Genomic DNA, 26,231 nt, shown 5'->3' with positions numbered 1-26,231 from the left:
CTTGACGCGCTACTCGGGCAGACCCATAGTGATGGCCACCGAGCCGCTCTCATCTACCGCGTGTCCTGGCTGAATTGATTGTTAGCGCTAACATTCGATCCTGCTTCCACCGCCCCCGCACTCCCGACGGGCTGGGCTCCACGGAACGGGCAGCAACCTCCCGCCCCGGGACGCAACGTCCGCGACCACCCGCGGGACCCGTTGCATCCCGTGGTCCAGGCGCCCCCGCCCAGCACTGCGGCGGTGCATGCCGTGACTGCCGAGAACGGCCGCCCGCCCCCCACGCACCCTGGAGCGCAAATGACCGCAACAACCGGCCCCGGCCCCCACCCGTCGCGACGCCTGTTCCTCGGTATGGCCGCCACCGTCCCGCTGGCCCTGTCCGGAACGCTGGCCCTGGGCGCGCGACCCGCCTACGCCGCGGACGCGGCCTACGTCATGGGCTACTTCACCGAGTCCGCGACCATGCTGGAGGCCGACTACGGCCTGCACCTGGCGGTCAGCACCGACGGCCTGCGCTGGATGCCGCTCAACCAGAACAACCCCGTGGTGACCCCGACCGCGGGTGCGGGCGGTCTGCGTGATCCGTTCATCATGCGCAAGCAGGACGGCACCTTCGTCGTCCTCGCCACCGACCTCAAGGGCACCGACTGGGGCTACAACAGCCAGTACATCCACGTCTGGGACTCCGCGGACCTGCGCACCCTCACCGGCTACCGCCGGCTGAAGCTGCACGACATGGTGACCCACAGCTGGGCACCCGAGGCGTTCTGGGACGCCGGCCGCGGCGAGTACGGGATCATCTACTCGTCGGTCAATGCCAGCGGCCACAACGTGCTCATGGTGAACTACACCACCAACTTCCAGACGGTGACGTCCCCGCAGGTCTTCTTCGACCCCGGCTACGACATCATCGACGGCAACCTCGCCGTGGGTGTGAACGGCGTCAACTACCTCTACTACAGGGGGAGGGACCAGGCCCTCGTGGGCGCGCGGTCGACCACCCTGCAGCCGGGCAGCTTCACGCCCTTCAGCACGGCGGCCGCCCACGGCGGCACCGAGGCGCCGACCCTGGTGAAGTCCCTGACCTCCGGATCCTGGTACCTGTGGGGCGACACCTACACGCCGAACGGCGTCTTCTACGCCTGGCAGAGCAACGACCTCGCCGCCGGCACCTGGACCGCGCTGGACCAGCGCGACTACACCCAGCCCCTCAACTCCAAGCACTGCACCATCGCGACGATCACCACGACCGAGTACGACAACCTCGTGGCGAAGTGGGGCAGCCCCGCCTGGAACCGGCTGAAGTCCTACAACTACCCCGCCCGTTACGTCCGTCATGCCAACTCCGTCGGCCGGATCGATGTCTACCCGTTCGACCCGTACACCGACTCGCAGTGGAAGCTCGTACGCGGCCTGGCCGACAGCGCGGGCGTGTCCTTCCAGTCGGTCAACTTCCCGACCCGCTACCTGCGGCACTCCAACTACGACCTGCGGCTGGAAGAGAACGACGGCACCGCGACCTTCGCCGCGGACGCCACGTTCCACAGGACCGCCGGCCTGGCCGACTCCTCCTGGTCGTCCTTCCGTTCGCACAACTTCCCGACGCATTACATCCGGCACACCGGCTACGTCCTGCGCATCGACCCGATCGCCACCACCACGGAGAAGGCCGACGCCACCTTCCACGTCGGCTACTGACGGGGGTCGGCTCGGGCCTTTGGCTTCAAGGCCGTTGGGAAACGCCGGCCTGGTCCCTTCGGGGTGACCCCGAAGGGACCCAGGCGGTGTCCGTGGCGAGATCGACCCGGACGGGCCCGTCGACCGTACGCGGTGGGGCAGGTGGCGCCCACGGACGTGTCCGGGGCGGCGCTACCGGTCTGCAGAAGGCCGGAGATCAGCAGCGGGGCGGGGCGCAGCGATCGGCGCTGCCTCCTGCAGTGCGCCAGACGTAGCCAGTTCCGCTAGATGCCCCGCATGGTGGCATCGGTGGAGTCTGCGAACAGCACCGACCCGGTCTCGTCCCGGAAGGTCAGAACGGCGTCGTGGAGTCGCCGTTCGATGCCCTGCCCCCGCCAGGCGGGCAACACCGCCAGGTCCCCGAGGATCGCGAAGTCCTCACGCGGCAGTTCCACGGTGGCCCGGAACGCAGCCGCCTGCGGGCCACCCCACGGGCCGGGACCGGTGCCGAGGTAGGCCAGGTCCAGGTCAACGACCCCGGCCTTGTTTGTTACCTGACCGCCGACGCCGGCGCGGAGGCCGACGGCCCGGCGCGCGCCACGGGTGGGTGGCGTTGCTGCCGGGCCGTCGGTCACTCACGCGGTCTCACTTCCCGCGCAAAGCCCCGCGGCGACGTCCGCGAAGCACCAGCACGCTGCCGCCGACGATGACCAGCAGGCCACCGAGGGCGCTGTAGGTGATGGTGTTGCTCACCCCGGTGGAAGCCAGGCCGCCGGACGTGCTGCCCGGGGTCGGGTGGCCGACGGGTACGCCGCGCTCCGCCTGCGCACGGGTGCCGGTCGTACCGGAGGCGGTAACAACCGGCGTGGCGGCGGTCGGCGTGGGGGCGGGCGTCGGCTTGGCAGCGCCGGCGGTCCCCGACGTGGGCTTCAGCTGAAGAGTCGTGATCGAGTACGGCGGCAGCGTCTGTGCGACCGCCGTGCCCCGCTTCGCCGTCGTCAGGGCAGTATCTCCCTTGGCATACGAAACGGTCGTGACCGTCCCGGCGGCCGGGGTGAATCCGGCGTACGAGAGCGACACCGGCGCCGCGTTCTGCGGGCTCTTGTTGATCAGCATGACGTTCAGACCGCCGTTGCCGCTCCGCACCGCGTGCACGGCAACCGACGAGTTGCCCGAGGACGACTTGACCATGGTGTCGCCGGGCTGCGCCAGTGCGGTCAGCGAGCGGATGCCCCAGTAGGTGGGGAAGGGCGTGTCGCGCGGCGGTTGGCACTTCCCCCCGGCGCAGGTTCCAGCGGAGAGAATGCCCCCGTCCCGGTAGTCGGTCTCGCCGTGGACGGTGGTGGGTGCTTCGCCCGAGCCGTTGTGCAGGTTCCACCAGTCCACGTGGGTGGCACCCTGCTCGAACCAGGTCATGTAGGTGTCCGGCGCGAACAGGGCCGCGGCCTGGCTGGTCAAGGCGGGCGAGCCGACGGCGTCGGTCTCGGTGACCGCGATCTCCACCGAAGCGGCGCGCGAGCCCGCGTACTTGGCGATCAGCGAGCGCAGCGAGGACGTGGCACCGGCGATCCGCGAGGGGGTGTTCAGCAGGTCGGCCGTGGTGGTGCCGCCCGGATACCAGTGGACGATGACGAAGTCGATCGAGCTTGCCGCGATGGAGAGCACCGTGTGGTTCCAGTCGGCGCTGTCACCGGGAGCATTCTCCTTGTCCGGCCAGCCGCCGGGGGTGGTGAGCACCGCTCCGATCTTCACCTTCGGGTCCACGGCCTTCATCGCCTTCGAGTAGGCGACCAGGTTCTTTCCGTACTCCTTCGGGCTCTTGTCGGCGTGGGTGTCGGTTTCCCAGCCCTTGCCGTTGCCGTAGTGCCCGTTGCCGTAGACCTCGTTGCCGATCTCCCAGTACTTCACGCCGTAACCTTTGTCGACGTTGGCGTACTTGACCCAGTCGGCGGCCTCCTGGGGGGTGCCGGAACCGTAGTTCGCGGTCAGGATCGGCTGGGCGCCGACCTTCTTCGCGGTGGCCATGAAGTGGTCGAAGTTGGTGTTGGAGGGGATCCAGCCGCTGCCGTCGCCGGAGGTGTGGGTCTTCCAGTGGTAGTCGTCCGCGCCGGAGCCGCCGGGATAGCGCAGTTGCCGGACTCCCGCGGCCTTCATCAGCGATGTCACCTTGGGGTCCCCCATGTGCTCGTCGCCGAAGCCCGTGTTGAGGCCGACACCACTTCTGGGCACCGTGCCCAAGGAGGTACCGGCATCCACACTGATGCGGACGGTCGGCGCGGCGCCCGCGCTGGGCGCCAGGGCGCCGACACCGGCCGAGGCGGCGAGCACCGCCACCGCCCCCACGACCAAATGCCGGAGCATCCGGCTACGGCGGGGCGTGCGATCCCGAGGCATCGGCTGCTCGGGGGATCTCGGGTTGCCTGGTGACATGTGGGGGCTCCGATCGGGTGTTGACACAGAGGGTGTAGGGCCGCTGATCACGGCTCGCCCTCGTCGGTACACCCCTAAGTGGCCGGCCGGAGCGGAAAGGTTGCCGTTTCAAACATCTTTTGCCGAGACGCGGTCGCACCGTCTCACCGGACCCGGTGGCCCCGTGACACGCCCGGGCTGGTCCTTGCCGCCGGGGCCGCGGCCAGGAGCGCCACCTCGGCGCGTCCATCAGTAGGTGCCCGTCCTGGCGCTGGACAGCTTGTTCCCGTCCACCACCGCGTGACGCCACCGGTGGTGCCGCTCGTTGGGCCCGGGTGACAACTCCTCCCCCGCTCCCGTCCGACCCCGGCGACCGGCCGCACCCGGCAGCGGCCGCAGCGGGCTGCCACCTGTGCCCCGACGGCACACCCGCCGTCCCCGCACTGACCGTGGCCGTGCGGTCGGCCACCATCGGCCCGGTCAGACGAGTGCGGCTGTGCCGCTTCGCAAGGCCCTCCCGTCCCTGGAGGCCGGGCCGACGGGTAAGACCGATCACCCGAAGGCCAGTCGTTGCTGCCGCGCAACCAAGCTGCGGCCAAGGCACGTTCACCCGTAGGAGTTGCTGCCTGATTCCGATGTTCCGTGCCCCGCCCGATTGGCGTACCGTCACCGAACTGCCAACGTCCCATGGTGGGGGGCAGGCCGATCGGGGAGAGGACGGCATGGGGGCGGTCGCGGGTGATGACGACGAATGGGGCGAGCGGGCACTTTGCCGCACTGCTGACCCCGAAGAGCTGTTCGCAGAAGGCGCCGCCCAGAACAGGGCGAAGGCTGTCTGTGGCGGCTGCCCGGTGCGCACGGAATGCCTCGCCCATGCTCTTGATCAGCGTATCGAGCACGGTGTCTGAGGAGGTATGACGGATCGGGAGCGACGCGCGCACCTACGCCGGCGCCCCACGGTGACGTCGTGGCGAAAGCTGCTGGAGGCCGCCCGCAGGGAGCACGACCGGTCAGCGCGTGCCGCAAACGGAGCGGGCTGGCAGGCAGCCGGCTGACGCGGTCGGTACGAAGCCGACGAGGCGACCCCTCTTCACAAGTCCGCGTTTAAACTCCGCGGCCTCGCCCGAGGGGCCAACCTGACACGGGGGGCCGAAAGGCTCACCCCAACATGGGCTCGAGGACAACGTCGATCGTCAGGGCGAACCGGGGCCGTGTGGTGCGACTGGTGCCTTGAGCCGCCTGGAGAGTCCGATCGCTGCTGCTGCCGAGCCACAGCCCCACGACCAGATCGGGAAGGTACTGCTCCATGGGGACCGCAGTGTGCCGGATCGCTGCGTGGCCGACGGTGAACTGCTTGGACGAGGGACGGGCGGCGGCACCCTCGACGGCGGCAAGCCGCGCGTGAGGAGGAAGGGCGGAGAACTCGCGGACGAGGCCTTCGAGCAGCGTGGCGGTCAGGTGCTCTTCCTCGGCCGCCCCGAGGTCGTCCAAAGAACCGGCGAACCCGGCAACCGCGCGACGAGTCGCACCCCGAACAAGACCTCTAGCCCCAATACCAGTGACTTAGAGTGGTTTGCGCTGGTTGTTGGCGGAGACGGTGCGGTAGTGCGGTGCGATCCGGACTGCCTCGGCGGGGTCGCGGGTGGGTTGTGGCCCGTTCCGGTGCGGGATGCGTTTGAGTTTGTAGTTGGACATCTTGCGTTTGACCACGCGGCGGTTGCTGCGTCGTCGGGGTCTCGGCAGGAGTCGGGCCAGGATCTCGCGGACCCCGTCGAGCAGTGCGCCGGCTCATCGCGCAGGGGGAAAACGCGACCTGCCGTGCCTGGCACACGGCTCAGGGCGGCGCCACGTCTCCCGAGCGCGCGGCGCGGCACGCAGCGGTCAGGACCGGGCAACCCGGCGTTCGATCCTCTTCAGAAAGGGTTGCCGTCCGGTCCAAGATGTTTTCGGACCTCGCTGTCGGCCGTGCGACCTCGGGCGCGCGCACACCGAAACTCCCCTTGCCCAGCGGGCAGGGGGAGTTTCGGTGGGCTTGAACCGGATACCGGTGTCAGCAGGAGGACTAGCCCGTGGAGCCGACGCGGACGAGCTTCCACTGCTGGTTCACGCCGCCCCAGTCCGAATACTGGACGATGCCGGTCCCGTCGGCGGAGGAGAAGCCCGGTACCTCGACGGCCTTCCCGCTGTTGCGGTTGATCAACCGGACGTATCCGTCCGGTGAGTCCACCAACCGGAACTGCTGGTTCACGCCACCGTGGTCGCTCCACTGGTGGATGGCGGCGTTGTCGGCCGTCGACCAGCCGGAGACGTCCAGCAGCTTGCCGGAGTGCCTCGCCTTCAACTGGTAGTAGCCGCCACCGGAGTCCACGAACTGGAACTGCTGGTTGGGCCCGTCGTACCGGGCCCACTGCGTGAGGGCGGCGCCGTCCGCGGAGCTCACGCCCGCCACGTCCAGTGCCTTGCCGCTGTTGCGGTTGACCATGACGTACCAGGCGTTGGTGTCCACAGGGGCCGCCGGCGCGTGCGCGCGCAACTCGAAGCGTTCCACCAGCACTCCGCCGCCGAGGGCCCGGGTGGCATGGTTGAAGACGGCGAAGCGGTAGCCCATGAAGAAATGAGGCCTCTCGCTCATGGTGAAGGCCGGGCCGAGCCGGGTGAAGGTGGTGCCGTCGGTGCTGTAGGAGAACGTCGCCTGACGGCCCGGCCCCGGGCTGACGTCGGCGGCGGCGCGCAGCCAGACGCGGCTGCCGGACGCGGGGAGGTCGGCGCGGGCCTGCTCGGTGCCGGTGCTGCTGGTGTTCCAGCTGGCGTCCATGGTCAGGCCGTCGACCATCACCAGCCTGCTGACGCCGCCCTGCCGCGTGACACCGATCCAGGCGGAGGAGTCCCGCAGCATCGCCAGCCCGGCCCGGTCGCCGTCCGCCATCCCGGAGCAGTCGAGCACGACGGTCGCGGTGGAGGCGGGGCCCTGGATGCGGCGGGTGAGGGTGTTACGGGCGCTGTAGAGGTCGTCGGTGACGGTGGCGGTCCTGAGGGTGAGCCCGTTGTTGACGGTGAACGCGGCCGTGTCGGGGTTGTGGTTCCACTCCCAGTACGGCGCCAGCGCCGTTCCCCGGAAGGTGTCGGCGCCGGTCATCGGCGGGAGCGGGTGCGGGGTGACCGGGTAGGGGTATGTCTCGCCCCACGTGCCGTTGACGGTCTGGAGCTCGGGCCAGCCCTCGGCGTTCCAGGTGACCGGGGCCAGGGCGGGGACGCGGCCGCCGGGATAGGCGTCGATGAAGCCCACGTAGTACCAGTCGCCGTTCGGGGTGTCGACCAGCGAGCCCTGGTGCGGTATGCCGCCGCCGGGGATCGGGCCGGGCAGGTCCAACAGCACCTCCCGCATCTTGTACGGGCCGAAGGGGCCTGATGTGGATTTCCAGATGTACTGGCCGTTGGGCGGGCGGGTGACGAAGATGTAGTAGTTCCCGTTGATCTTGTAGAAGCGGGAGCCCTCCATATAGTGGATCTCGTCGGGCTTGGTGAGCACGTGCTCGGACCTGACCTCGGTGCGCATGTCCGGGGAGAGCTGCGCGACGCGGATCTCGTTGGCGCCGTACGCCACGTACGGGGTGCCGTCGTCGTCGAAGAGCAGTCCCGCGTCGTAGTAATTGCTGCCGATCTCGGCGTGCCGGGTCCAGGGGCCCGCCGCGTTGGTGGCTCTGTATACGTACGACCGCTGCCCGCCGATCTGGCCCAGCCAGTAGAAGGTCCCGTCGCTGGGGCGGTGGCGCATCGAGGACGCATAGATGCCCTGGACGTACGCCCGTCCGCCGTTGAGGTCGTACGCGTCGCCGAAGTCGAGGACCGGCACCGAGTGGCCGATGAACTCCCAGTTGACCAGGTCGTAGGAGCGCAGGACGGGCGCGCCCGGCGAGAAGTGCATGGTCGAGCCGGTGTAGTAGTAAGCGTCGCCGACGCGGATGACCTCGAGGTCGGCGAAGTCCTGCCAGATCACCGGGTTGGTGAACCGCTCCTGCTGGGCCATCGTGGCCGCCGCCGCGCTCGCGCCTATCGCCGGCAGCGTGGTGCCCGCGACCAGGCCGACGGTGGCCGCCATGACTTTCCGGCGGCTGTGGGGGTGTTGGAGCCAGGACATACGAGATCAGCTTCCTCACGCGTGGGGGACCGAGAGCCGAAGTGTGAGCGTTAACATTTCCGAGGACGAACCGTGCAGGGGGTGATCTGAGCGTCCCTCAGCATGTGCAGGAGCAGCCAGAGTGTTTGTCATTTCTGTCTGCAAGAGGCCACCAAGGGGTAGCGAACGCTCCGCATCGGAACGAGCAAGGGGACCGAGGGCTGACCCAGGCCGGGCGGCGAGATGAAGCCGTCGCGCAAAGGCACTGGACAGGGTCGGGCACCGGGTTGCCGGACCGGGCCCGACCCTGTGTTGGTTCAGCTCTTGCCGGTCAGGCGCCAGACCTGGTTCTTCTTGGTGGCCAGGGCACTGGCGGAGTCACAGGTCCGCTGGTGGACCAATGCTCCGACGGCGGTGGAGATCCCGCTGACGTCCACGCACTTGCCGCTGTGCACCGCGACGAGCTGGTAGTCGTTGGCGGCGACATGCCGCAGCGTGAACTGCTGGTTCGTGCCGCCGCGGCAGGTCCACTGATGGACCGCCTCACCGTCGGCGGTGGAGACACCGCGGATGTCGAGGCACTTGCCGCTGTGGCGGTTCACCAGGGAGTAGGTGTCCGCCACCCCTTGCACCGGACGGAAGTCGAACCGCTGCTCCTCACCGGCGCCGCAGGTGTACTGTCGGTACTGAGTGCCGTCGGTGGTGCTCTGGTTGGGGTCGTCCAGGCAGTGCCCGCTGTGCTGGGCGACGGCGGTTGACGAGAAGGCGGACTGGCCGGTGGTGAACTGCCACCAGTTCATATTGAACAAGTACCCGCTGCCACCGGCGAAGCGCAGGTACAGATCGTGGGTCCCGGTCGCACCGGTAACAGGGCACGAGACCGTGCTCCAGGTCTGCCAGCCTCCGGTGCCCGACACCGTGCATGTCCCGGCCGTCGGCCCAGTAGCACTGTCCAGGTGCAGCTCAACTCGGCCGCCGCTGGTGTTTGAGGCCGCCCTGGCGGTGAACGAGCCGGCACCGGTGCCGAATGCTACGCCCTTGACCTTGATGTAATCGCCGTTTTCAATCCAGCTGATGTTCATCCCGCCCTCGCTGGAGGGTTCGGTTTCGATGCCGCTGCCCCACGCGATGGACTCGGCTTCCTGGCGGACATAAGGATCGAGCGTGCCGGCCTGCGGCGCCCCGGCCGTCGTCATATTGATCGTCGGGATCGTTCCGTCAGCGTTGTAGGAAAACTTCTCCACTGCGACCGAGCGGGTGAAGCCGCCGCCGCCCGGGAGGGCGCCGTTGTGATAGAAGAAATACGAGTTGCCCTGAAAGTCCACGATGCCCGCGTGGTTGGTGAAGCTGTTGCCCTGGGCGGGCATGACTGTTCCACGGTAGGTCCACGGTCCGGTCGGGCTGGGTGCCGTGGAGTAGGCGATGAACTCCGAGCAGCACTTGGCGGCATACACCATGTAGTACAGGCCGTTCCGCTTGTAGACCCATGGTGCTTCTTCGTACAGCGTGGGACGGTCGGGGTTGTCGGTGCGGGACCCGAAGCCCTCGGTGGTGAGCGGAATTCTGACGGGGCTGCCTGCGTAGGACGTCATGTCCGCGTTCAGCTTGACGTACCAAAGGTTCGGGTTGCCCCAGTACAGGTAGGCCTGGCCGTCGTCGTCGATGAAGACGGTCGGGTCGATCTCACTGTTCTCCACCAGCGGGTGGCCGAGGGCGTCCCGGAACGGGCCGGTGGGGCTGTCCGACACCGCCACGCCGATGGCGAATTGGCCGGTCGCCCGGACCGACACCGGCACGTACCAGTAGAACTTGCCGTCCCGTTCGACGGCCTGGCCCGCCCACGCGTTGGCACCCGCCCAGCTGAAGGTGTTCAGGCTGAGCGGTGAGCCGTGGTCGGTCCAGTTGACCATGTCGGCGGAGGACCACACCCGCCAGTCATTCATCACGAAGGAGGAGGTGGAGCCGTCCTCGTCGTGCCCGGTGTAGAGGTAGACTCGCCCGTTGTGCACCAGCGGGGCAGGGTCGGCGGTGTAGACGTGCTGCACGATCGGGTTGTCGGCCCTGGCCGCTGTGGGATGCACCGCGGCGGGAAGGACGACGAACGCCAATATGAGGATCATCAGCACCCAGGCTGCCCGGGCGAGGCTCGTACCGGCGGCGGGTGACCTCACTGCGGTCGGGTGAGCCGTTGCCCTGTGGACGGCGGTACTGGCCATGGTGTGATCCTTCCTGGTGCTGCGCGTCGGGGACTGAGCAGCTGGTCAGATGCGGAGGAGGGACGTTGCTGCGCTCGGGGTGTGGTCAGTGCGAACCGTGCGATGCGGACGGAGCCGCCGAGCGCTGGCGCTCCGTCAGACCGTCTTCGCCTACTCGGATGCCGGGCGGGCGGCCGCTGCCTGCACGGGAGTTGGTGGTGTCGGCCATCGTGCTGCCTTTCGGTCGTCCGGGCCGGTGACCGCGTCCCGCATCGGGGCGGTTGGTCATCTGGATTGGTGCGCTGAACTGCGCGAACGGACTGTTTGTCCGGGGTGGCGGCAAGACGTGACCCCTGCGGGGTGGGGATGCCGGGCCTCCGGCGAATTGTTAGCGCTAACAACTTGAAAGTCGAACATCCGGTGTGTTGCAGGGAGAAAACCACGGCACATGAGAGGCCGTCAAGTACCCGCGTCGAAACCTGTCCGTTACTGAGGCGTCATCCGAATCTCGTCCTGTCAAAGTTGCTGACGGGACGGACGTGAGTTGCCGTACCGGCCGGGCCTGCTCACCCTGCAGCGCTGACCCGCCTGATCCACGGTGATCGCGATGTGGTGCGGTCCGCCGACGTGTAGACGAGCGGTTTACGGCGTGGGCAACTCCACCTGCTGACCGATACTCACCGCACCGAGGAACCCCAGCCGCGCATCGGCTGGGGTTCCTCATCCTGTGCGCAGGCGGTTTCAGGGCCCCCGGTTGGGGAGCCTGGACTGCCTGTCGTGACGGACATCTCAGCAGGGAGCGGCAGGACAGGCCGGAAGCGACGGCGGCGACACCAGCATCACCGTCAACGGCATCACCGTGACCGCGAACGGGGGCCGCGGAGGCAGTGCCTACGAAGCAGGCGCCGGCAGCGGCGGAACCGCGGCCCCTACGTCCTGGCGCCTGGGACCGGCACGCTGGCTCTTCTCTTCGCGTGACCCGGGCGGGCTCAGCCTTCCGCCGAGCCCGCCACGCCGGCTCCAGTCCGGAGCCGGACCCGTGTCACGTCGTTAGCGCTGCTGTGTCAGCAGACCCGGCCGGTAGGGCCATTGGCCGTATTCGCCGCCGGAGTTGGGGTCGCGTCCCTGGTAGAGGAACTGCAGGTTGCAGGGATCGACGGTGAAGGTCTGATCGGTGCTGGTGCGGATCAGTTCGCCATGGCTGATGTCGTTGGTCCAGGTGGCGCCGCTGTTGGCCTTACCGGCGAAGGAGTTGCTCTCGGTCGCGGCCTGGGGTGTCCATGAGCCGTTCAGGCTGGTGGCCGTGAACGAGCGGAAGTAGCGGCCCTGCGAGCCCCTCGCCTCGACGAGCATGAGGTAGCGGTCCTGGCCCTGGAGCTTGTAGACCTGCGGGGCTTCGAACAGGTTGTCCGCCGTATCGCTCATGATCGTCGTGTAGTTCGAGCCGAAACTGCTCGGGAAGTTCCCGATCGGCATGCTGGCCCGGTAGATCTTGCCGTTGTCACCGGCGAAGAACAGGTACATGTTCGTGCCGTCGGCGATGAGCGTCTGGTCGATGGGGCCTGTGGTGGAGCCGGTGATGCTTCCGGTGAAGAGCACCTGCTGTGAGGACCAGCCATTGGGGTTGGACGGGTCGCTCGACGTCCGGTAGGAGAAGGCGCTCCCGCCTCCCCACTGGTAGGCGAGCACCCAGATGTTCTTCGGCGCGAAGTACAAGAGCGTGGGCGCGACGACGGAGTTCGACATCGTGTTCTGGCTGGCCGAGGCCATCTCCGACCAGTTGGTGAACAGGCCGAAGTTCATCGAACCCCAGCCCGCTCCCGTTCCCGCGGCGCCGTGCGTCGTCGCATAGACGAGATGCTTGCCGTTGTAGGGAGCGACGGTGAAGTCCTTGAGCGACGCCCACCCGGCCTTGGGCTGCGCCAGTGCGCCCGTCGAGGTCCAGCGGTATGTCGACGGAAGAGCGCACGCACCGGGGCTGCCGGCACCGACCTTGACGAGCTGCCACTGCTGGTTGGTGCCGCCCCAGTCGTCGTACTGGACGACGTTCGCGTTGTCGGCGGTGGACCCGCCTTGTACCTCGAGAGCCTTGTTGCTGTGGCGCGCGATGAGCCTCACGTAGCCGTCCGAGCTGTCGGCCAGCCGCCACTGCTGGTTGGTCCCGTTCGCGTCGGCCCACTGGACGATCGAGGCGCCGTTCGCGGTGGAACCGTTCTGGACGTCCAGCACCTTGCCGGAGTGGCGGGACTTGATGCGGTAGTTACCGCCGCCGGAGTCGACGAACTGCCACTGCTGCTGGTTCTGATCGTTCCGGGTCCACTGGGTGATGCGGGCGCCGTCGCCGGTCGCCAGGTTGTAGACGTCCAGGGCCTTGCCGCTGTTGCGGTTGACCAGCACGTAGGAGGCGTTGGGGTCGACGGTCGCCGCGCTGGCGGGCTGGACACTGAGGAAGGTGGCCAGGAGCAGCAAGGGCGCGAGCACGGCGAGCAGACGTCGTCTCAGGTGGACCGGGGAGGGATGGCGAAACCACATCAGAAGGGCTCCTTCGGGAGGTGGGGGTGAGGTGACCCCGATGGACCGCGGAACGGCCGTATTGGGGGGTCGGGGACGGGATAGGTGTGAAGGCGGCCGCACATGCCGAAGCGTTGGTGCTCCGGACGCTCCAGTCGCGACACTTCGCCGTGGTCGAGGTGGGAGAGGTCTCCGGCCTTCAGCCGTTCCAGCTGACGGCCGGTCGTGACGGCTGCGGCCAGGGGGCCGTCACGCCAGCGGAGCCACCAGGCGTCCAGGAGCTCGCTTTTCAGGCAGTGGGCCGCGATGTGGAAATCCTGCAGCCCGCCTTCGCGCAAGGCCAGGAAACCCTCGACTGCCAGGTCGCGGCGGCGGCGCGCTGCCGCGGAGTGGTCACCGGTCAGGGCGGCCGCCTTCCGGTAGGCGTGGGGATCGGCCAGGAGCGGAGCAGGGAAGGTGAAGACGGCGTCGCCCGCCTCGGGGAGTCCGCTGTTCTGCATGAGCACCACGATGCGCAGGCCACCGTCGTTGACCAGGCGGTGGATCGTGCCGGGGGTGAACCAGACGACGTCGCCGGGGTGCAGCGGGGTGTCGGCGAAGCCGGAGGTGGTGAGCGTCTGGACGCTGCCCGCGCCGCCGGTGACTACGTAGGCTTCGGAGCAGACGAGGTGCATGTGGGGTGTGCCGCCGCGCAGCCCGTCGGCGGCCTCCCAGTCGTACACGGTCAGCCCGGAGATCCCCACACCGCCGGGGAACGGGGTCACCACGAGTGTTCCGCGATGTGGCGGGACAGGCGCCCGGGGGTCCACGCGCCGTTGGCCACGACGATCCGGTAGCGGCGCGACATGGTCTCGCCCAAGGCCAGCGGCAGTTCCTCGTCGAATGCCAGGGAGGGGTTGACGGCTGGGAAGGGCTCGCTGCGGACGAACCAGTCGCAGGGGGCGTCCGGATCGTCCAGGAACAGGAGCGTGGAGGAGCGGTCGACCTCGTCGTGCGTGCCGGTGAAGGCCAGCCAGTCGCCCTGCTCGCCCATCGCGGGGCCGATCACGTCGCCGCCGGTGAGATCGCGCGGGCCGCGCCAGAACAGGCCGCAGTATCCGGCGAGCCTTCTGCCCTGTGTGCCGGGGCTACCGAACAGCAGACCGGCGCCCCGGACGTTGGTCAGTGCGGTGGTGACGTCCAGGGTCCAGGAGTCGGCCTCGACGTCGCGGGCGGTCAGCGTGCGGCGCTCGTCGATCCAGTGCTCCCCCGCCATCGTGTACCAGGCCAGGTCCTCGGTGATCACGGCGCGGCCGTGGCCTGTCTCGGCGGCCACGGTGAGGCTGCGCATCGTGCCGAGGTTCGGCAGGTCCACGTAGCCCTGGCCACGCAAGTAGGTTCCGCCGCCCCAGAAGTTGTGCCCCGAGAGCCACGACGCCGTGATCTGGATGCCCTTGTGCCAGCGGTGGTCGTGCGGCCGGTAGCCGGTGACCACGTCGCCGGCGAGCGTGCGTACCGGATGCAGGTAGGGCTTCGGCGCCTCGAAGGGGTCCATGACCGGCTGGTGCACGTACCGGAAGAGGTCGACGTCGCCGGCTCGGACGGTCAGCGAGTCCTCGTCCTCGATGAGTTCGAAGGTCATCGGAACACCTCCGGGCGGCCTCCGTTGAGCGAGCCGTAGAACGGGTCGGCCGCGTCGATCTCTCCGCGCCGGACCGGCAGGCCGGTGATCGCGGCCTTGTACAGGGCGGTGACCAGTTCCATGGTGGGCCTGCCGAGGTCGGGCCGGATCCCCGCCTCGTAGTAGTCCAGGAAGGCCGCGAGTTGGGCGGTGTGCGAGCTGGGCAGGTCCTCCGGCGGCTCCCACTTCACGCTTTTCGAGCGGGTGGTGAACGTCCAGTCGGCGTTGGAGTAGCCGTACAGATGGCGCAGTTCGACCGTGGCGTCGGTGAGATCGAACCGCAGGTAGCTCTCCTCGCGCGGGGAAAGGACGCTGTTGACGACCGTCGCGATGGCTCCGTTCTCGAACCGGACGAGGGCCGCGGACACGTCCTCGGTCTGGATCTCGCGTTCGAGGCGGCCGGCCATCGCGCGTACCTCGGTCCATTCGCCGAGCACCGCGAGCATCAGGTCCATCTGGTGGATGCCGTGGCCCAGGGTCGGGCCACCGCCCTCGCCCTCCCAGGTGCCGCGCCAGGGCACGTCGTAGTAGGCGTCGTCGCGGTACCACGCCGTGACGCACTGCGCGACGAGCGGACGGTCCAGCGTCCCGGCCGCGATCCGGTCGCGCAGGTACCGGGCCCCCGAGCCGTACCTGTGTTGGAACACCGCGCCCGCGACGGCCGGCCCCTCGGCGCCGCGGATCCGGTCGAGCTCGGCCAGCGACAGGGCCACCGGCTTCTCGCACCAGACCCACGCGCCCGACTCCAGACAGGCCACGGCCTGGTCGGCGTGCAGGAACGGAGGCGTGCACAGGTGAACGAGGTCCGGCCTCTGCTCCTGGAGTATCGTGTGCAGGTCGGTGTAGACCGCGGGTATGCCGTGTTCGGCCGCGAACGCCTCGGCGCGCGCGGCGTCCACGTCGACGGCGGCCACGATCACGGCCCGGTGCGCCTGCGCCCGGAGGGCGGGAACGTGGCAGATGCCCGCGATCCCGCCCGTTCCGACGATCGCCGTTCGGATCATCCGCCCAGCACCTTCCTGATCGAGTGGTAGGCGGGCTTGGGCCGCAGGTTCTCGTCGTAGGGCAGCGCTGCGCCCTCACCGGGGAAGACGGAGGGGATCCACGAGTACTTGTCCGTGTAGTCCCAGATGGTGATGCCGACGCATTTCCTGACCGCCAGGCAGGCCTTGACGTAGTCGGCGTACCAGGTGGCCTGGGTGGCGAGCATCGAAGGGGTCGCGGGGAGGTTCATCCGGATGTCGAGCTCGGTGATCGCGACCTCGACCCCGAGGTCGGCGAAGCGCTGCATGTTCTGCTGGACATCGGCGGGGAAGCCGTACTGGAGCGCCAGATGGCCCTGGATGCCGAGGCCCTCCACCGGAACGCCGTCGGCCTTCAACTGCTTGATCAGGGTGTAATAGGCGTCGCTCTTGGGGCCGATCCAGTCGACGTTGTAGTCGTTGAGGTACAGCTTGGCGTGCCGGTCGGCCTCGTGGGCCCAGCGCAGGGCGTCGGCGATGTAGCCGGGGCCGAGCGTCTTGTAGAAGAGCGATTCGCGGTAGGTGCCGTCCTCGTTGAAGGCCTCGTTGACGACGTCCCAGTGGATCACCTGGCCCTTGAAGTGCCGGACCTGCGTCTGTATGTGGTTCTTGAGGACGGCGCGCAGTTCGTCGGCGGTCCAGGCGCGCTCGGTGAGCCAGGCGGGGAGCTGGTTGTGCCAGATGAGGGTGTGGCCGCGGACCTTCTGGTGGTGGGCCTTGGCGAACGAGACGACCTCGTCGGCGGCGGTGAAGTCGAAGACACCGCGCTCGGGCTCGGTGGCGTACCACTTCATGGCGTTGCCGGGGGTGGTCTGCCCGAATTCGCTGCCGAGGAGCTTCAGATAGGCGGCGTCGGTGAACTCGGGGTTGTCGGTGGCGGAGCCTAAGTACTTGTGGTGCTTCTTGGCCAGTTCTCCGAGCGCCCTGGGGCGGGGCTCGGCGGCTGCGGGCGCAGCGGCGAGGCCGGCCGCCAGGCAGACGGCGGCGGACAGAGCGGTGAGAATCCGGGATGTGGACCTGGACCTGGACCTGGGAATGGGCATGACGGACTACTCCTGCGGTGATGGTCGGTTCAGTCGAGGACGATCGTGGTCAGCGCGCGTGGGGCGAGCGTCGCCTTGAGGGTCGTGCCATGGGTGGAGACGATGTCGGCCGGGGTGATCGAGCGGGTCTCGTCGGTGACGTAGCCGTCGGGGCGGCGGTCGTGCCCGCCGTGGAGAGAGAACTCGGCGGAGCTTTCGGTGGTCGCGGTGTTGAGGATCTCGATCACGCGGCTGCCGTCGGTGTTGCGGAAGGCCGTGATCTGCAGTCCCGGGGCGGCGTTCGTGACCGGCACGCGGACGGCGCCGGGGCGGATGAACCGGCTGAAGGCGGCCAGCGCCCAGTACCGCTTGGACACCCGGTAGTCGTCACCGGGGTCGGCGAGCTGGATGAGCCCTCGGGTCGCGCCGAGGGACGCGCCGGTCCAGTAGACGTAGGCGTTGGCGTTGCCGACGGTCAGGGTGTTCTGGATGTCGGCCGCGACGGTGAGACCGTCGTAGCCGCTGCCGTCGTCCCAGTTCTCGTTCCAGGTGGCGCCGTCCGGCGACCATTCCGACATCCAGACACGCTTGTCGGTCGGCTGCGCCACCTCGGTCGAACCGCTGTGGCGGTGGCCGGTGATGGTCCGCACGGCCTTGCCGGCCGCGGGGTCCGCCTCGATGGCTTGGTGTAGGCGACCTGTCGGTCCCAGCCCGCGGCGTCGCAGCAGACCACCCCGGTCTTCAGTCCGGACGCGCGGACGGTCGGCCCGAGCACCTTGAGGAAGTCGACGGCCTGCTGCGGGGTGAACCGCATCGAGGCGTAGGTCGCCGTCCAGTTGGGTTCGTTGGTGAACCCCAGGTCGGTGATCCCGATACCTTCCTGCTGGTAGAACTTCGCATACTGGACGAGGTAGTTCGCGTAGGCCTGGCGCCATTCGGGGCGCAACTCGCCGCCGTCGTTCTCGCTTCCGTTGGTCTTCATGAAGGCCGGGGCGCTCCAGGCGTCGGCGAAGAACCGGGTGACGCCGTAGTCCTTGGCCTCCTTGGCTAGCCAGACCTGACCGCCGTCCCAGCCGTCCCAGACGTACTTCGGCGTGGCCTGCGGCCCGCCGGGATCGGCCGGCAGGATCGTGGGCATGTGGTCGTAGACCCTGTCGGTCGACGACCCGATGCCCAGGCGCAGGATCGAAAGGCCCGCGCCCTTGCCCTTACTGAGCAGCAGGTCGAGCACCTCGCGCTGCTTGGCCGGGCTGAGGCCGCGTGCGCCGTGCAGCAGGTCGGCCCGCTGGAAGGCCATCGAGAACCCGAATCCGTCTATGGGCTGGAGCTCGGCGCGGAAGTCGATGACGGGGTGCGCGGGGGCGGGGTGCGCGGGGGCGGCCACAGCCTGTGTTGTTAGCGCTAACAAAACTGCGGTCGATGCGACCAGGCGTTTCACGGCGTCTCCTCGGGGGTGGAGGTCACATGGGACGGGTCAGCCCTTGGTGGCGCCCGCTGTCAGTCCGCCGATCAGCTGCCGCTCGGCGACGGCGTAGAAGGCGAGGGCGGGGACCATGGCGAGCACGATGTAGGCGAGGACGAGTGCGTAGTCGGTCGAGTACTGGCCCTGGAACTGCTGGACGCCGACCGGGATCGTCTGCCATTGGGGGTCGTTGAACACCAGCAGCGGCAGGAAGAAGTTGTTCCAGCTCGCGACGATCGCGAGCACCGAGACCGTGCCGAGCGCCGGACGCGCCATCGGCAGCAGGATCTTCCAGAAGAAGCGGAACTTGCCGCAGCCGTCCATGACGGCCGCCTCCTCTACCTCTGCCGGGATGGTCCGGAAGAACCCGCGCAGAATGATGATCGTCATCGGGAGCCCGAAGGCCGCCTGCGGGAGGATCACTCCGAGCGGGTTGTCGAGCAGGTCGAAGTTGCGCAGCAGCAGGAACAGCGGCAGGACGGCCACCGCGAACGGGAACATGAGCCCGATCGTGAACAGCGTGTAGAACAGCTCCCTGCCCCGGAAGGCGTAGCGGGCCAGTACGAACGCCGCCATCGCGGAGACCGCCACCGTGCAGCATGCCGTGCCGATCGCGATGCCCGCACTGTTGGCGATCTGCCGCCAGAACATTCCGTCGCCGAGGATGCCGGTGTAATTGCCGGTCTTCCAGTGCTCGGGCAGCCCGAACGGGTTGGTCGTCAGCTCGCCGGTGCTCTTGAACCCGGAGATCACCGCGTAGACCAGCGGCACGACGATGAACGCGCCGATCAGCCAGACCACGGCGTGCAGCGACAGACCGCGGGCCGTTCTGCGGGCGTTCACAGGCCACCTCCCGTGGTGACGGCCCCGCTCAGGTCACGGCGCAGAACGTACCGCTGGTAGAAGAGGGAGAAGATCAGACTGATCATGAACAGCACCACGCTGATCGCACTGGCGTAGCCGACCTGGTAGCGCTTGAATCCGAACTGGAACATCGAGATCGCCATCGTCTCGGAGGAGTGGTTGGGCCCGCCCGCGGTCATGACCCAGACGAGGTCGAAGAGCTGGATGGCGCCGATGACCGAAAGGAAGACGCTGATCCGGATCGTCGGGCCGAGCAACGGCAGCGTCACGTGCCGGAAGCGCTGCCAGGCGCCGGCGCCGTCGATGGAGGCGGCCTCGAGGATCTCGCCCGGGATGCTTTGCAGCCCGGCGAGGAAGAGCATCATGTGGAACCCGAAGTACTTCCAGGTCATGACCACGAACAAAGTCGGCATGACCGTCGAGGGGTCGGCGAGCCACTTGCCCTGCAACCCCTCCAGGCCGAGGGCGCCCGCGAGATGGTCGGCCATGCCGCCACCGGGAAGGAAGATCATCGTGAAGAGGACCGCCGTGACCACTTCGGACAGGATGTACGGCGCGAAGAACAGCATCCGGTAGACGGCCCGGCCGCGCAGCCTCTGGTTGAGCAGGACGGCGGTGAACAGTGCGAACGGCAACTGCACCGTGATCGACAGCGTGATCAGGTACAGCCCGCGCTCCAGATCACCGAGGAAGACCTGATCCCGGAAGAGGGTGGCGTAGTTCCCGAAGCCGACGAACTCCTCCAGGGGGCCGACCCCGCCCCACTTGAAGAAGCCGGTGTAGACGGCGACCGCGATCGGGGCGAGGACGAAAACGAGGAAGAGGACCAGAGCCGGGACGAGGAACCAGGCGACGGACGCCCAGCTTCCCAGCCGACGCGGGAGCGAGCGTGCCGGGGCGGGCGGGCGCACCGGCCCGGCGTCCTGCGTCCGCTCCTTGGTCAGGGTGGACACGGAGCTAGGCACCCTTCGCAACCTCGGTGATCGACTTGGTGACCTGCTCGGGCGTCTTCTTGCCCGCGATGAGGTCGGCGACGCTGTCGTTGACCTCCTGGCCGACCGCCGGCGGGTAGGCCTGGTCGAGGTAGAGCTGGAATCCCGTCGCCTTGACCAGGCTGTCGGCCACCGCCTTCCTGTTGGGGTCGGTGAGCTGGCTCTCCGCGCCCTTGACCACCGGCAGATAGCCGTTGGAGGCCAGCAGCTTGGACTCGTTCTCCAGAACGAGGAACTTCAGGAAGTCCAGGGCCTCCTTCGGGGCGCCCTTGCGCAGCGCGAAGCCGCCGCCGCCCCCCAACACCTCGGTGGCCCGGCCGACTCCGCCATCGACCGTCGGGAAGGGGAAGAAGCCCAGGTCCGCGCCGAGGTCGGCGCCCGCGTCCTTCTGCACCGACGGTCCCCACTGGCCCATCAGCTCCATGGCGGCCTTGCCGTTGCCCATGGTCGCGGCCTGGCCGCCGGGGGTCGAGTAGCCGGCGCCGAGGAAGCCTGTCTGGAACGGCTGGAGGTCGACCAGTTCCTTGAGGTGGGTGCCTGCCTGGACGAAGCCGGCGCCGGTGAAGTCCTTGGTGGTCGCGGCCTGCTGCAGCGCGGGAAGGCCTGCGACGCGCATCGCGAGGTAGGCCCAGTAGTAGTGGCCGGGCCATTTCTCCTTGCCCGCGAGGGCGATCGGAGTGACGCCCGCCGCCTTGAGCTTCTTGACGTCTTCGAGGAGCTCGGCCCAGGTGGCCGGCGGAGCGGTGATCCCGGCCTTGGCGAAGAGCTTCTTGTTGTACCAGAAGCCGACCATGCCGACGTCGTACGGCACCCCGTAGGTCCGGCCCTCGAACTGATAGGCCTGCAGCGAGACCGGGGTGAGCTCGGACGACCAGCCGAACACGTCGGTGAGGTCCTCGACCAGTCCCGCATCGACCTGCTGCTGCAGCACGCCGCCGCCCCAGGTCTGGAAGACGTCGGGGAGCTTTCCCGAAGAGGTGGTGGCGGTCAGCTTGGACTTGAACGCCTCGTTTTCCAACGAGGTCGTCTTGACAGTGATGTTCGGGTGGGCGGCCGTGAACGCCGAGGAGATCTGCGGGAAGAGGGACTTGCCCGGCTCCGTCGTGGCGATGTTCCACCACGCGAAGGCCACCTTGCCGTCGGCCGCCGGCCCCGAGCCGGAGTCCCCGCCGCCGCAGGCCGCGGTCAGCGAGACGGACAGTGCGGTCAGACCCGAGAGCGCCAGGAAGCTTCGTCGGCTCGGGGGTGTGCTGGCCATGGGACCTCCGGGGTGGGGAATACGGTTCGGTTTCGAAACTGTTTCGCAACATCCTCGATTCGGTGCTGCCACAAACTAGGAACGCGCGGCCCCCCGGTCAAGCCTTCTTACTGAATTCCCCTCTGCCTCAGCGCACTTGGAGCTTGACAACCTGGTCGCGCCGACCGGAAACTCTTCGAAAGTTTGCGATACCCGTCGTCAGCCCAGAACGTCCGCACAGAGGAGAGAAGTTGAGCGAGCAGCGTCCGACCCTGGCCCTCATCGCCGCGGAGGCAGGGGTGTCCCAGGCCACCGTGTCGAAGGTGGTCAACGGCCGCTCCGATGTCGCACCCTCGACACGCGAACGGATCGAGGGCCTGCTGCGCTCCCACAACTACCTCCACCCCGGCGGGCAGGCCAGGGCCCGCAGGTCCGGCCTGGTCGACCTGATCATCGGCGGTCTGGACAGCGCGTGGGCGGTGGAGATTCTGCGCGGTGTCGAGGCCGAGTGCGCCCAGCGGAGCGTCGGCACCGTCGTGTCGCTCGTCCCGCCGGGCGAGGCCACGCCGTCGAGCTGGGCCGCCCTGCCGGTCCTGCACCACAGCGACGGCGTCATCCTCGTCACCGCCTCGGTCACCCAAGCCCAGCGTGCCCAGGTCGAACAGGCCGGGGTGGCGCTGGTGGTCATCGACCCGATCGACCTGCCGGGCAACGGTGTGCCGAGCATCGGGGCGACCAACTGGGCGGGCGGCCTCGCCGCCACGGAGCACCTGCTGGAGCTGGGGCACCGCCGGATCGCCGCGATCGGCGGGCGCAAGGAGATGCTCTGCAGCCAGGCCCGCATCGACGGGTACCGCGCCGCGCTGGAGCGGGCCGGGATCGAGGTCGACCGCGACCTGATCCGGTTCGGCGACTTCCAGCACGAGGGCGGGTTCCAGCGCGCCCAGGAACTGCTCGCCCTTCCCGAGCCCCCGACCGCCATCTTCGCCGGCAGCGACCAGCAGGCGATGGGCGTCTACGAAGCCGCCCGGCAGGGCGGGCTGAGCATCCCCCAGGACCTCAGCGTGGTCGGCTTCGACGACCTGCCGATGTGCGAATGGCTGTCACCGCCGCTGACGACGGTACGCCAGCCGCTGGAGGAGATGGGCCGGCTCGCCGCCCGCACACTTTTCCAGCTCCTGGACGGCCAGCCCCTGGTCAGCCCCCGGATGGAGCTCTCGACCGAGCTCAAGGTCCGGCTCTCCACCGCCCCGCCCCGTCTCTAGGTCGTGTCGTCGAAGTCCCTAGGAGAACTCCTTGACCGAGCCCTGGCGTGACCCCCTCATACCCGTGTCCGTACGAGTCGCCGATCTGCTGAAACGGATGACGCTGGAAGAGAAGGCGGGTCAGCTCACCGGCTTCTGGGCGCTGCCCTCGGATCCGGGCGCACCGGTCGCGCCGATGGAGGACGATTCCGGCGAGTCCGCGCCCGGCTTGGCCGACATCGTCGCCCACGGCCTCGGCCAGCTCACCCGGGTGTACGGCACCGCGCCGATCGCCGCGGAGGCCGGGATGGAGCGGCTCGCCTCGCTCCAGCGGCAGGTGACCGGATCCGGCCGGTTCGGGATCCCGGCGGTCGCTCACGAGGAGTGCCTGACCGGGTTCATGACGTTCGGGGCGACGGTCTTCCCCGGGCCACTGGCCTGGGGAGCCTCCTTCGATCCCGGGCTCGTGCGCCGGATGGCCGCTGCCATCGGGGCGGGGATGCGGCAGGTCGGCGTCCACCAAGGGCTGGCTCCGGTGCTCGACGTGGTCCGCGACTACCGGTGGGGCAGGACCGAGGAGTGCATCGGCGAGGATCCCTATCTCGTCGGAGCGATCGGCACCGCCTACGTGCAGGGCTTGGAGGGCGCCGGGATCGTGGCGACGCTCAAGCACTTCGCCGGGTACTCGGCCTCGCGCGGCGGTCGGAACATGGCCCCCGTCTCCTCGGGGCCGCGCGAGTTCGCCGACGTACTGGTCGAGCCTTTCGTACGGGCGCTGCGCGAGGGAGGCGCCCGGTCGGTGATGAACAGCTACACCGACGTGGACGGCGTCCCGGTGGCCGCCGATCCACGGCTGCTGACCGAACTGCTGAGGGGTGAGCTCGGTTTCAGTGGTGTGGTCGTCGCCGACTACTACGCCGTCTCCTTCCTGGAGACCCGGCACGGCGTCACCGGATCGCGGGGCGCGGCCGGCGCGCTGGCGTTGACCGCCGGAATCGACGTCGAGCTGCCCACGGCCCGCTGCTACGGCGAGCCGCTGACCGAACTCGTCCGGTCGGGAGCCGTGCCCGAGGAGCTCATCGATCGGGCCGCGGAACGGGTCCTGCTGCAGAAGGCCGAACTCGGCCTGCTCGACCCCGACTGGGAACCCGTCAAGGCCGAGCCGGTCGACCTCGACCCGCCGGAAAACCGGGCACTGGCCAGGCTCCTGGCCGAACGGTCCACCGTCCTGCTCGCCAACGACGGCATCCTGCCGCTGCGGCCGTGCCGGGTCGCGATCAGCGGGCCGTACGCGGACGACCCCCAGTCCTTCCTCGGCTGCTACTCCTTCCCCAACCACGTCGCGCTGCCCGGCGACCTCGGGCTGCACATCCCGACGCTCGGTGAGGCGCTCACCGCTGGCGGGTTCGCAGTCACCGACGACGATCCGGACGTGAACGTGCTGGTACTCGGGGACCGGGCCGGCATGTTCGGCCGGGGCACCTCCGGCGAGGGCTGCGACGCCGAGACCCTCGACCTGCCCGGCGACCAGGCCGCGCTCGCCGACGCCGTTCTGGACTCCGGGGTGCCGACCGTTCTGGTCCTCGTCTCCGGACGGCCCTACGCACTCGGCACGCTGGCCGAGCGCGCATCGGCCGTGGTGCAGGCCTTCTTCCCCGGCGAGGAGGGCGGGACGGCGCTGGCCCGGATCATCAGCGGGGCCGCGGAACCGTCCGGGCGGCTGCCCGTCTCCATCCCCCGCCAGGCCGGCGGCCAGCCCGGCACCTACCTGCACGCCCGGCTCGGCGGGCACACCGACTGGAGCTCGGTGGACCCGACCCCGCTGTTCCCCTTCGGACACGGGCTGAGCTGGACCAGCTTCACCTGCTCGGAGTTGTCGGTGGATCCCGTTGCCGCGACGGACGGGGCCGTCTCCGTTTCGGTCACCGTACGCAACGTCGGCGAGGTGGCCGGGACCGAGGTGGTCCAGCTGTACCTCTCCGATCCCGTGGCGTCCGTCGTCCGGCCGCAGCGGTGGCTCGCCGGATTCGCCAGGGTCGAGCTGCAGCCGGGCGCGGCCGCCCGGATCACCTTCTCCGTCCATGCCGACCGGACCGCCTTCACCGGGCTCGACCTGCGCAGGAGAGTGGAGCCCGGGGAGATCGGCGTGGCCGTCGGACGGTCCAGCGGCGATCTGCCGCTCCAGGCCTCCTTCACTCTGGAGGGCCCCGTACGTCACCCGGCGGCCGACCGGGTGCTGTCCGTGCCGGTCGAGATCGTCCCGGTTCCATGACCACGTCGTGCGATGACCCCGTCTTCGGTGATCCCGTGCTGCCCGGGTTCCGGCCCGACCCGTCCGTCTGCCGGGTGGGAGCGGACCACTACCTGGTGACGTCCAGCTTCGAATGGTTCCCCGGCCTGCCCGTGTTCCACAGCCGCGATCTCGTGAACTGGCGGCGCATCGGCTCCGCGCTCGACCGGGCGTCTCAGCTCGACCTCGACGGGTGCGAGCCCTCACGGGGTCTGTTCGCACCGACGATCCGGCACCATGACGGGGTCTTCCATCTCGTCTGCACGCTGATGGACGGCCCCGGCCATTTCGTCGTCACGGCGACCGACCCGGCGGGGCCGTGGTCGGAACCCCACTGGTTGGACGGTGAGGGCTTCGACCCCTCGCTGTTCTTCGACGACGGTCCGGACGACGGCGACGGCGACGGCGACGGCGACGGCGACGGCCGAGCCTGGTTCACCGCCGCCCGCGTGTTGGACGAGGCCGGCGGCCGCACCGAGATCTGGATGCGCGAATACCTTCCCCACGAACGACGGCTCACGGGACCGGAGCACGTCCTGTGGTCGGGAAGCCACCCGGGCGCCCGATGGTCGGAAGCCCCGCACCTCTACAAGATCGACGGCAGCTATCTTCTACTCACCGCCGAGGGCGGCACCGATGTGGACCACAGCGTGGTGGCCGCCCGCGCCGACCGCGTGACCGGCCCCTACAAGGGCGCTCCCGGCAACCCGGTGCTACCGCCGACGAAAGGCCCGGTCACCTGCACCGGGCACGCCGACCTCGTCCAAACCCCGTACGGCGACTGGCGGGCCGTCCTCCTGGGCGTCCGCCCGGGCTCCGCCCTCGGCCGCGAGACCTTCCTCAGCCGGATCACCTGGGAAGAGGGCTGGCCGGTCTTCTCCCCCGTCGTCCACACCGACCTTCGCCGCCCCCTCCACGACGACTTCGCCACCCTCTCCGCCGACTGGAGCACCCTGCGCACCCCACCCGCGCGGTTCTGGACCACCGGCGACGGGCTCCGACTCCGGCTCCGCCCCGAACGCCTCGGCGAACGCACCACCCCGTCCCTCCTCGCCCGCCCCCAGGAACAGCCCGACTGTGACGTCTCCACCGAACTGCACTTCGCCCCCGCCGCACCGGACGAACACGCGGGCCTCGCCGTAGTCCTCGACGACGACACCCACCTCCTCCTCCTTCGCACCACGGAAGGACTCATCCTCCGCCACGGGCCCGAGGTCCTGGCCGGCATTCCCTTCGCCCCGGGGCCCGTTCGCCTGGGGGTCCGCATCCGCGGGTTCAGCCACACCTTCGCCCACGCGGCTCCGAACGGCCTCTGGGAGAACCTGGCCACCATCGAAGCCGCCTTCCTCAGACCGCTGTTCACCAGCATCCAGCTCGGCCTCTACGCCACCTCCAACGGCCGCCCCTCCACCAGCCAAGCCCACTTCACGTGGTTCGACATCACGTACCCGAGCCGGCAGGAACCGCCAGGCAGGCCCTGACGTCACTGACGCCGCGACCAGGTGGCGGCCCGCGTCCGCCACCCG

Annotated in this window: 20 protein-coding genes and 2 pseudogenes; 5 read left to right on the top strand and 17 right to left on the bottom strand. The window is 69.0% G+C overall.

Going from position 1 to position 26,231, the window contains the following annotated elements:
* The first annotated feature begins 300 nt into the window (after positions 1-300).
* Positions 301-1,701: a glycoside hydrolase family 43 protein gene (locus AB0M76_RS06820; RefSeq protein ID WP_365951870.1), complete on the top strand. Its 1,401-nt coding sequence runs from the start codon at positions 301-303 to the stop codon at positions 1,699-1,701.
* 263 nt (positions 1,702-1,964) lie between these two features.
* On the opposite strand, the gene AB0M76_RS06815 is transcribed toward AB0M76_RS06820, so the two are convergent.
* Both AB0M76_RS06815 and AB0M76_RS06810 read right to left on the bottom strand, forming a co-directional pair.
* Entirely contained in the window at positions 1,965-2,315 is a 351-nt protein-coding gene (locus tag AB0M76_RS06815) for a GNAT family N-acetyltransferase (RefSeq protein ID WP_365951942.1), read from the bottom strand.
* Positions 2,316-2,325: 10 nt separating this feature from the next.
* Complete coding sequence (locus tag AB0M76_RS06810) at positions 2,326-4,041, bottom strand: LPXTG cell wall anchor domain-containing protein (protein WP_365951869.1); 1,716 nt, start codon at positions 4,039-4,041, stop codon at positions 2,326-2,328.
* Positions 4,042-4,811: 770 nt separating this feature from the next.
* On the opposite strand from AB0M76_RS06810, the pseudogene AB0M76_RS06805 reads away from it, so the two are divergent.
* Positions 4,812-5,144, top strand: a pseudogene (locus AB0M76_RS06805) (WhiB family transcriptional regulator).
* A gap of 103 nt (positions 5,145-5,247) precedes the next feature.
* Here the strand turns inward: AB0M76_RS06805 and AB0M76_RS06800 are convergent.
* The 15 genes and pseudogenes from AB0M76_RS06800 to AB0M76_RS06730 form a co-directional block, all read right to left on the bottom strand.
* The gene (locus tag AB0M76_RS06800; RefSeq protein ID WP_365951868.1) at positions 5,248-5,580 is read right to left on the bottom strand and encodes a hypothetical protein; all 333 of its coding nucleotides are present in this window, start codon (positions 5,578-5,580) and stop codon (positions 5,248-5,250) included.
* A 72-nt stretch (positions 5,581-5,652) separates the two neighbouring features.
* Positions 5,653-5,799, bottom strand: coding sequence for a hypothetical protein (locus tag AB0M76_RS06795; RefSeq protein ID WP_365951867.1), 147 nt, complete (start codon positions 5,797-5,799; stop codon positions 5,653-5,655).
* A gap of 352 nt (positions 5,800-6,151) precedes the next feature.
* Positions 6,152-6,595, bottom strand: a complete 444-nt coding sequence (locus AB0M76_RS06790) for an RICIN domain-containing protein (RefSeq protein WP_275432065.1) — start codon at positions 6,593-6,595, stop codon at positions 6,152-6,154.
* Between the two features lie 24 nt (positions 6,596-6,619).
* A pseudogene (locus AB0M76_RS06785) lies at positions 6,620-8,227 on the bottom strand (glycoside hydrolase 43 family protein); the annotation flags it as partial.
* Between the two features lie 296 nt (positions 8,228-8,523).
* Positions 8,524-10,422 (bottom strand): family 43 glycosylhydrolase, encoded by a 1,899-nt coding sequence (locus AB0M76_RS06780; RefSeq protein WP_365951866.1) that lies wholly within the window; start codon positions 10,420-10,422, stop codon positions 8,524-8,526.
* 1,029 nt (positions 10,423-11,451) lie between these two features.
* Positions 11,452-12,933 (bottom strand): non-reducing end alpha-L-arabinofuranosidase family hydrolase, encoded by a 1,482-nt coding sequence (locus AB0M76_RS06775; protein ID WP_365951865.1) that lies wholly within the window; start codon positions 12,931-12,933, stop codon positions 11,452-11,454.
* A complete protein-coding gene (locus tag AB0M76_RS06770) occupies positions 12,933-13,676 on the bottom strand; it encodes a cupin domain-containing protein (RefSeq protein WP_365951936.1) in 744 nt (247 codons plus the stop codon). Before AB0M76_RS06770 ends, AB0M76_RS06775 begins: the two co-directional genes overlap by 1 nt.
* Entirely contained in the window at positions 13,673-14,533 is an 861-nt protein-coding gene (locus AB0M76_RS06765; RefSeq protein ID WP_365951864.1) for a PmoA family protein, read from the bottom strand. The genes AB0M76_RS06770 and AB0M76_RS06765 overlap by 4 nt, the downstream gene beginning before the upstream one ends.
* Positions 14,530-15,576 (bottom strand): Gfo/Idh/MocA family oxidoreductase, encoded by a 1,047-nt coding sequence (locus tag AB0M76_RS06760; protein WP_365951863.1) that lies wholly within the window; start codon positions 15,574-15,576, stop codon positions 14,530-14,532. Before AB0M76_RS06760 ends, AB0M76_RS06765 begins: the two co-directional genes overlap by 4 nt.
* Entirely contained in the window at positions 15,573-16,637 is a 1,065-nt protein-coding gene (locus AB0M76_RS06755) for an endo-1,4-beta-xylanase (protein WP_365951862.1), read from the bottom strand. Before AB0M76_RS06755 ends, AB0M76_RS06760 begins: the two co-directional genes overlap by 4 nt.
* Positions 16,638-16,666: 29 nt before the next feature.
* Positions 16,667-17,194 carry a glycoside hydrolase family 30 beta sandwich domain-containing protein gene (locus tag AB0M76_RS06750; protein WP_365951861.1) on the bottom strand — a complete coding sequence of 176 codons (528 nt, stop codon included), beginning with the start codon at positions 17,192-17,194 and terminating at the stop codon, positions 16,667-16,669.
* On the bottom strand, positions 17,092-18,054 hold the full coding sequence (locus AB0M76_RS06745; RefSeq protein WP_365951860.1) for a glycoside hydrolase: 963 nt from the start codon (positions 18,052-18,054) through the stop codon (positions 17,092-17,094). The genes AB0M76_RS06750 and AB0M76_RS06745 overlap by 103 nt, the downstream gene beginning before the upstream one ends.
* A 36-nt stretch (positions 18,055-18,090) precedes the next feature.
* A complete protein-coding gene (locus tag AB0M76_RS06740; RefSeq protein ID WP_365951858.1) occupies positions 18,091-18,921 on the bottom strand; it encodes a carbohydrate ABC transporter permease in 831 nt (276 codons plus the stop codon).
* Positions 18,918-19,814: a sugar ABC transporter permease gene (locus tag AB0M76_RS06735; RefSeq protein ID WP_365951935.1), complete on the bottom strand. Its 897-nt coding sequence runs from the start codon at positions 19,812-19,814 to the stop codon at positions 18,918-18,920. Before AB0M76_RS06735 ends, AB0M76_RS06740 begins: the two co-directional genes overlap by 4 nt.
* Before the next feature lie 85 nt (positions 19,815-19,899).
* Positions 19,900-21,192 carry an extracellular solute-binding protein gene (locus AB0M76_RS06730; RefSeq protein ID WP_365951857.1) on the bottom strand — a complete coding sequence of 431 codons (1,293 nt, stop codon included), beginning with the start codon at positions 21,190-21,192 and terminating at the stop codon, positions 19,900-19,902.
* A gap of 230 nt (positions 21,193-21,422) precedes the next feature.
* Here AB0M76_RS06730 and AB0M76_RS06725 point away from each other — a divergent pair, with 230 nt between their 5' ends.
* From AB0M76_RS06725 to AB0M76_RS06715, 3 genes are read left to right on the top strand one after another with little or no spacing between them, the layout of a single operon-like run.
* Positions 21,423-22,436: a LacI family DNA-binding transcriptional regulator gene (locus AB0M76_RS06725; RefSeq protein WP_365951856.1), complete on the top strand. Its 1,014-nt coding sequence runs from the start codon at positions 21,423-21,425 to the stop codon at positions 22,434-22,436.
* 31 nt (positions 22,437-22,467) lie between these two features.
* Positions 22,468-24,687, top strand: coding sequence for a glycoside hydrolase family 3 N-terminal domain-containing protein (locus AB0M76_RS06720; protein WP_365951855.1), 2,220 nt, complete (start codon positions 22,468-22,470; stop codon positions 24,685-24,687).
* A complete protein-coding gene (locus AB0M76_RS06715) occupies positions 24,684-26,186 on the top strand; it encodes a family 43 glycosylhydrolase (RefSeq protein WP_365951854.1) in 1,503 nt (500 codons plus the stop codon). The genes AB0M76_RS06720 and AB0M76_RS06715 overlap by 4 nt, the downstream gene beginning before the upstream one ends.
* Positions 26,187-26,231: the final 45 nt, after the last annotated feature.

Origin of the sequence: Streptomyces sp. NPDC051364 (assembly GCF_040682115.1) — a bacterium.
Taxonomy (GTDB): domain Bacteria; phylum Actinomycetota; class Actinomycetes; order Streptomycetales; family Streptomycetaceae; genus Streptomyces.
Note: the sequence above shows the minus strand (reverse complement) of the source record. Positions and strands in the feature narration are given on the sequence as shown.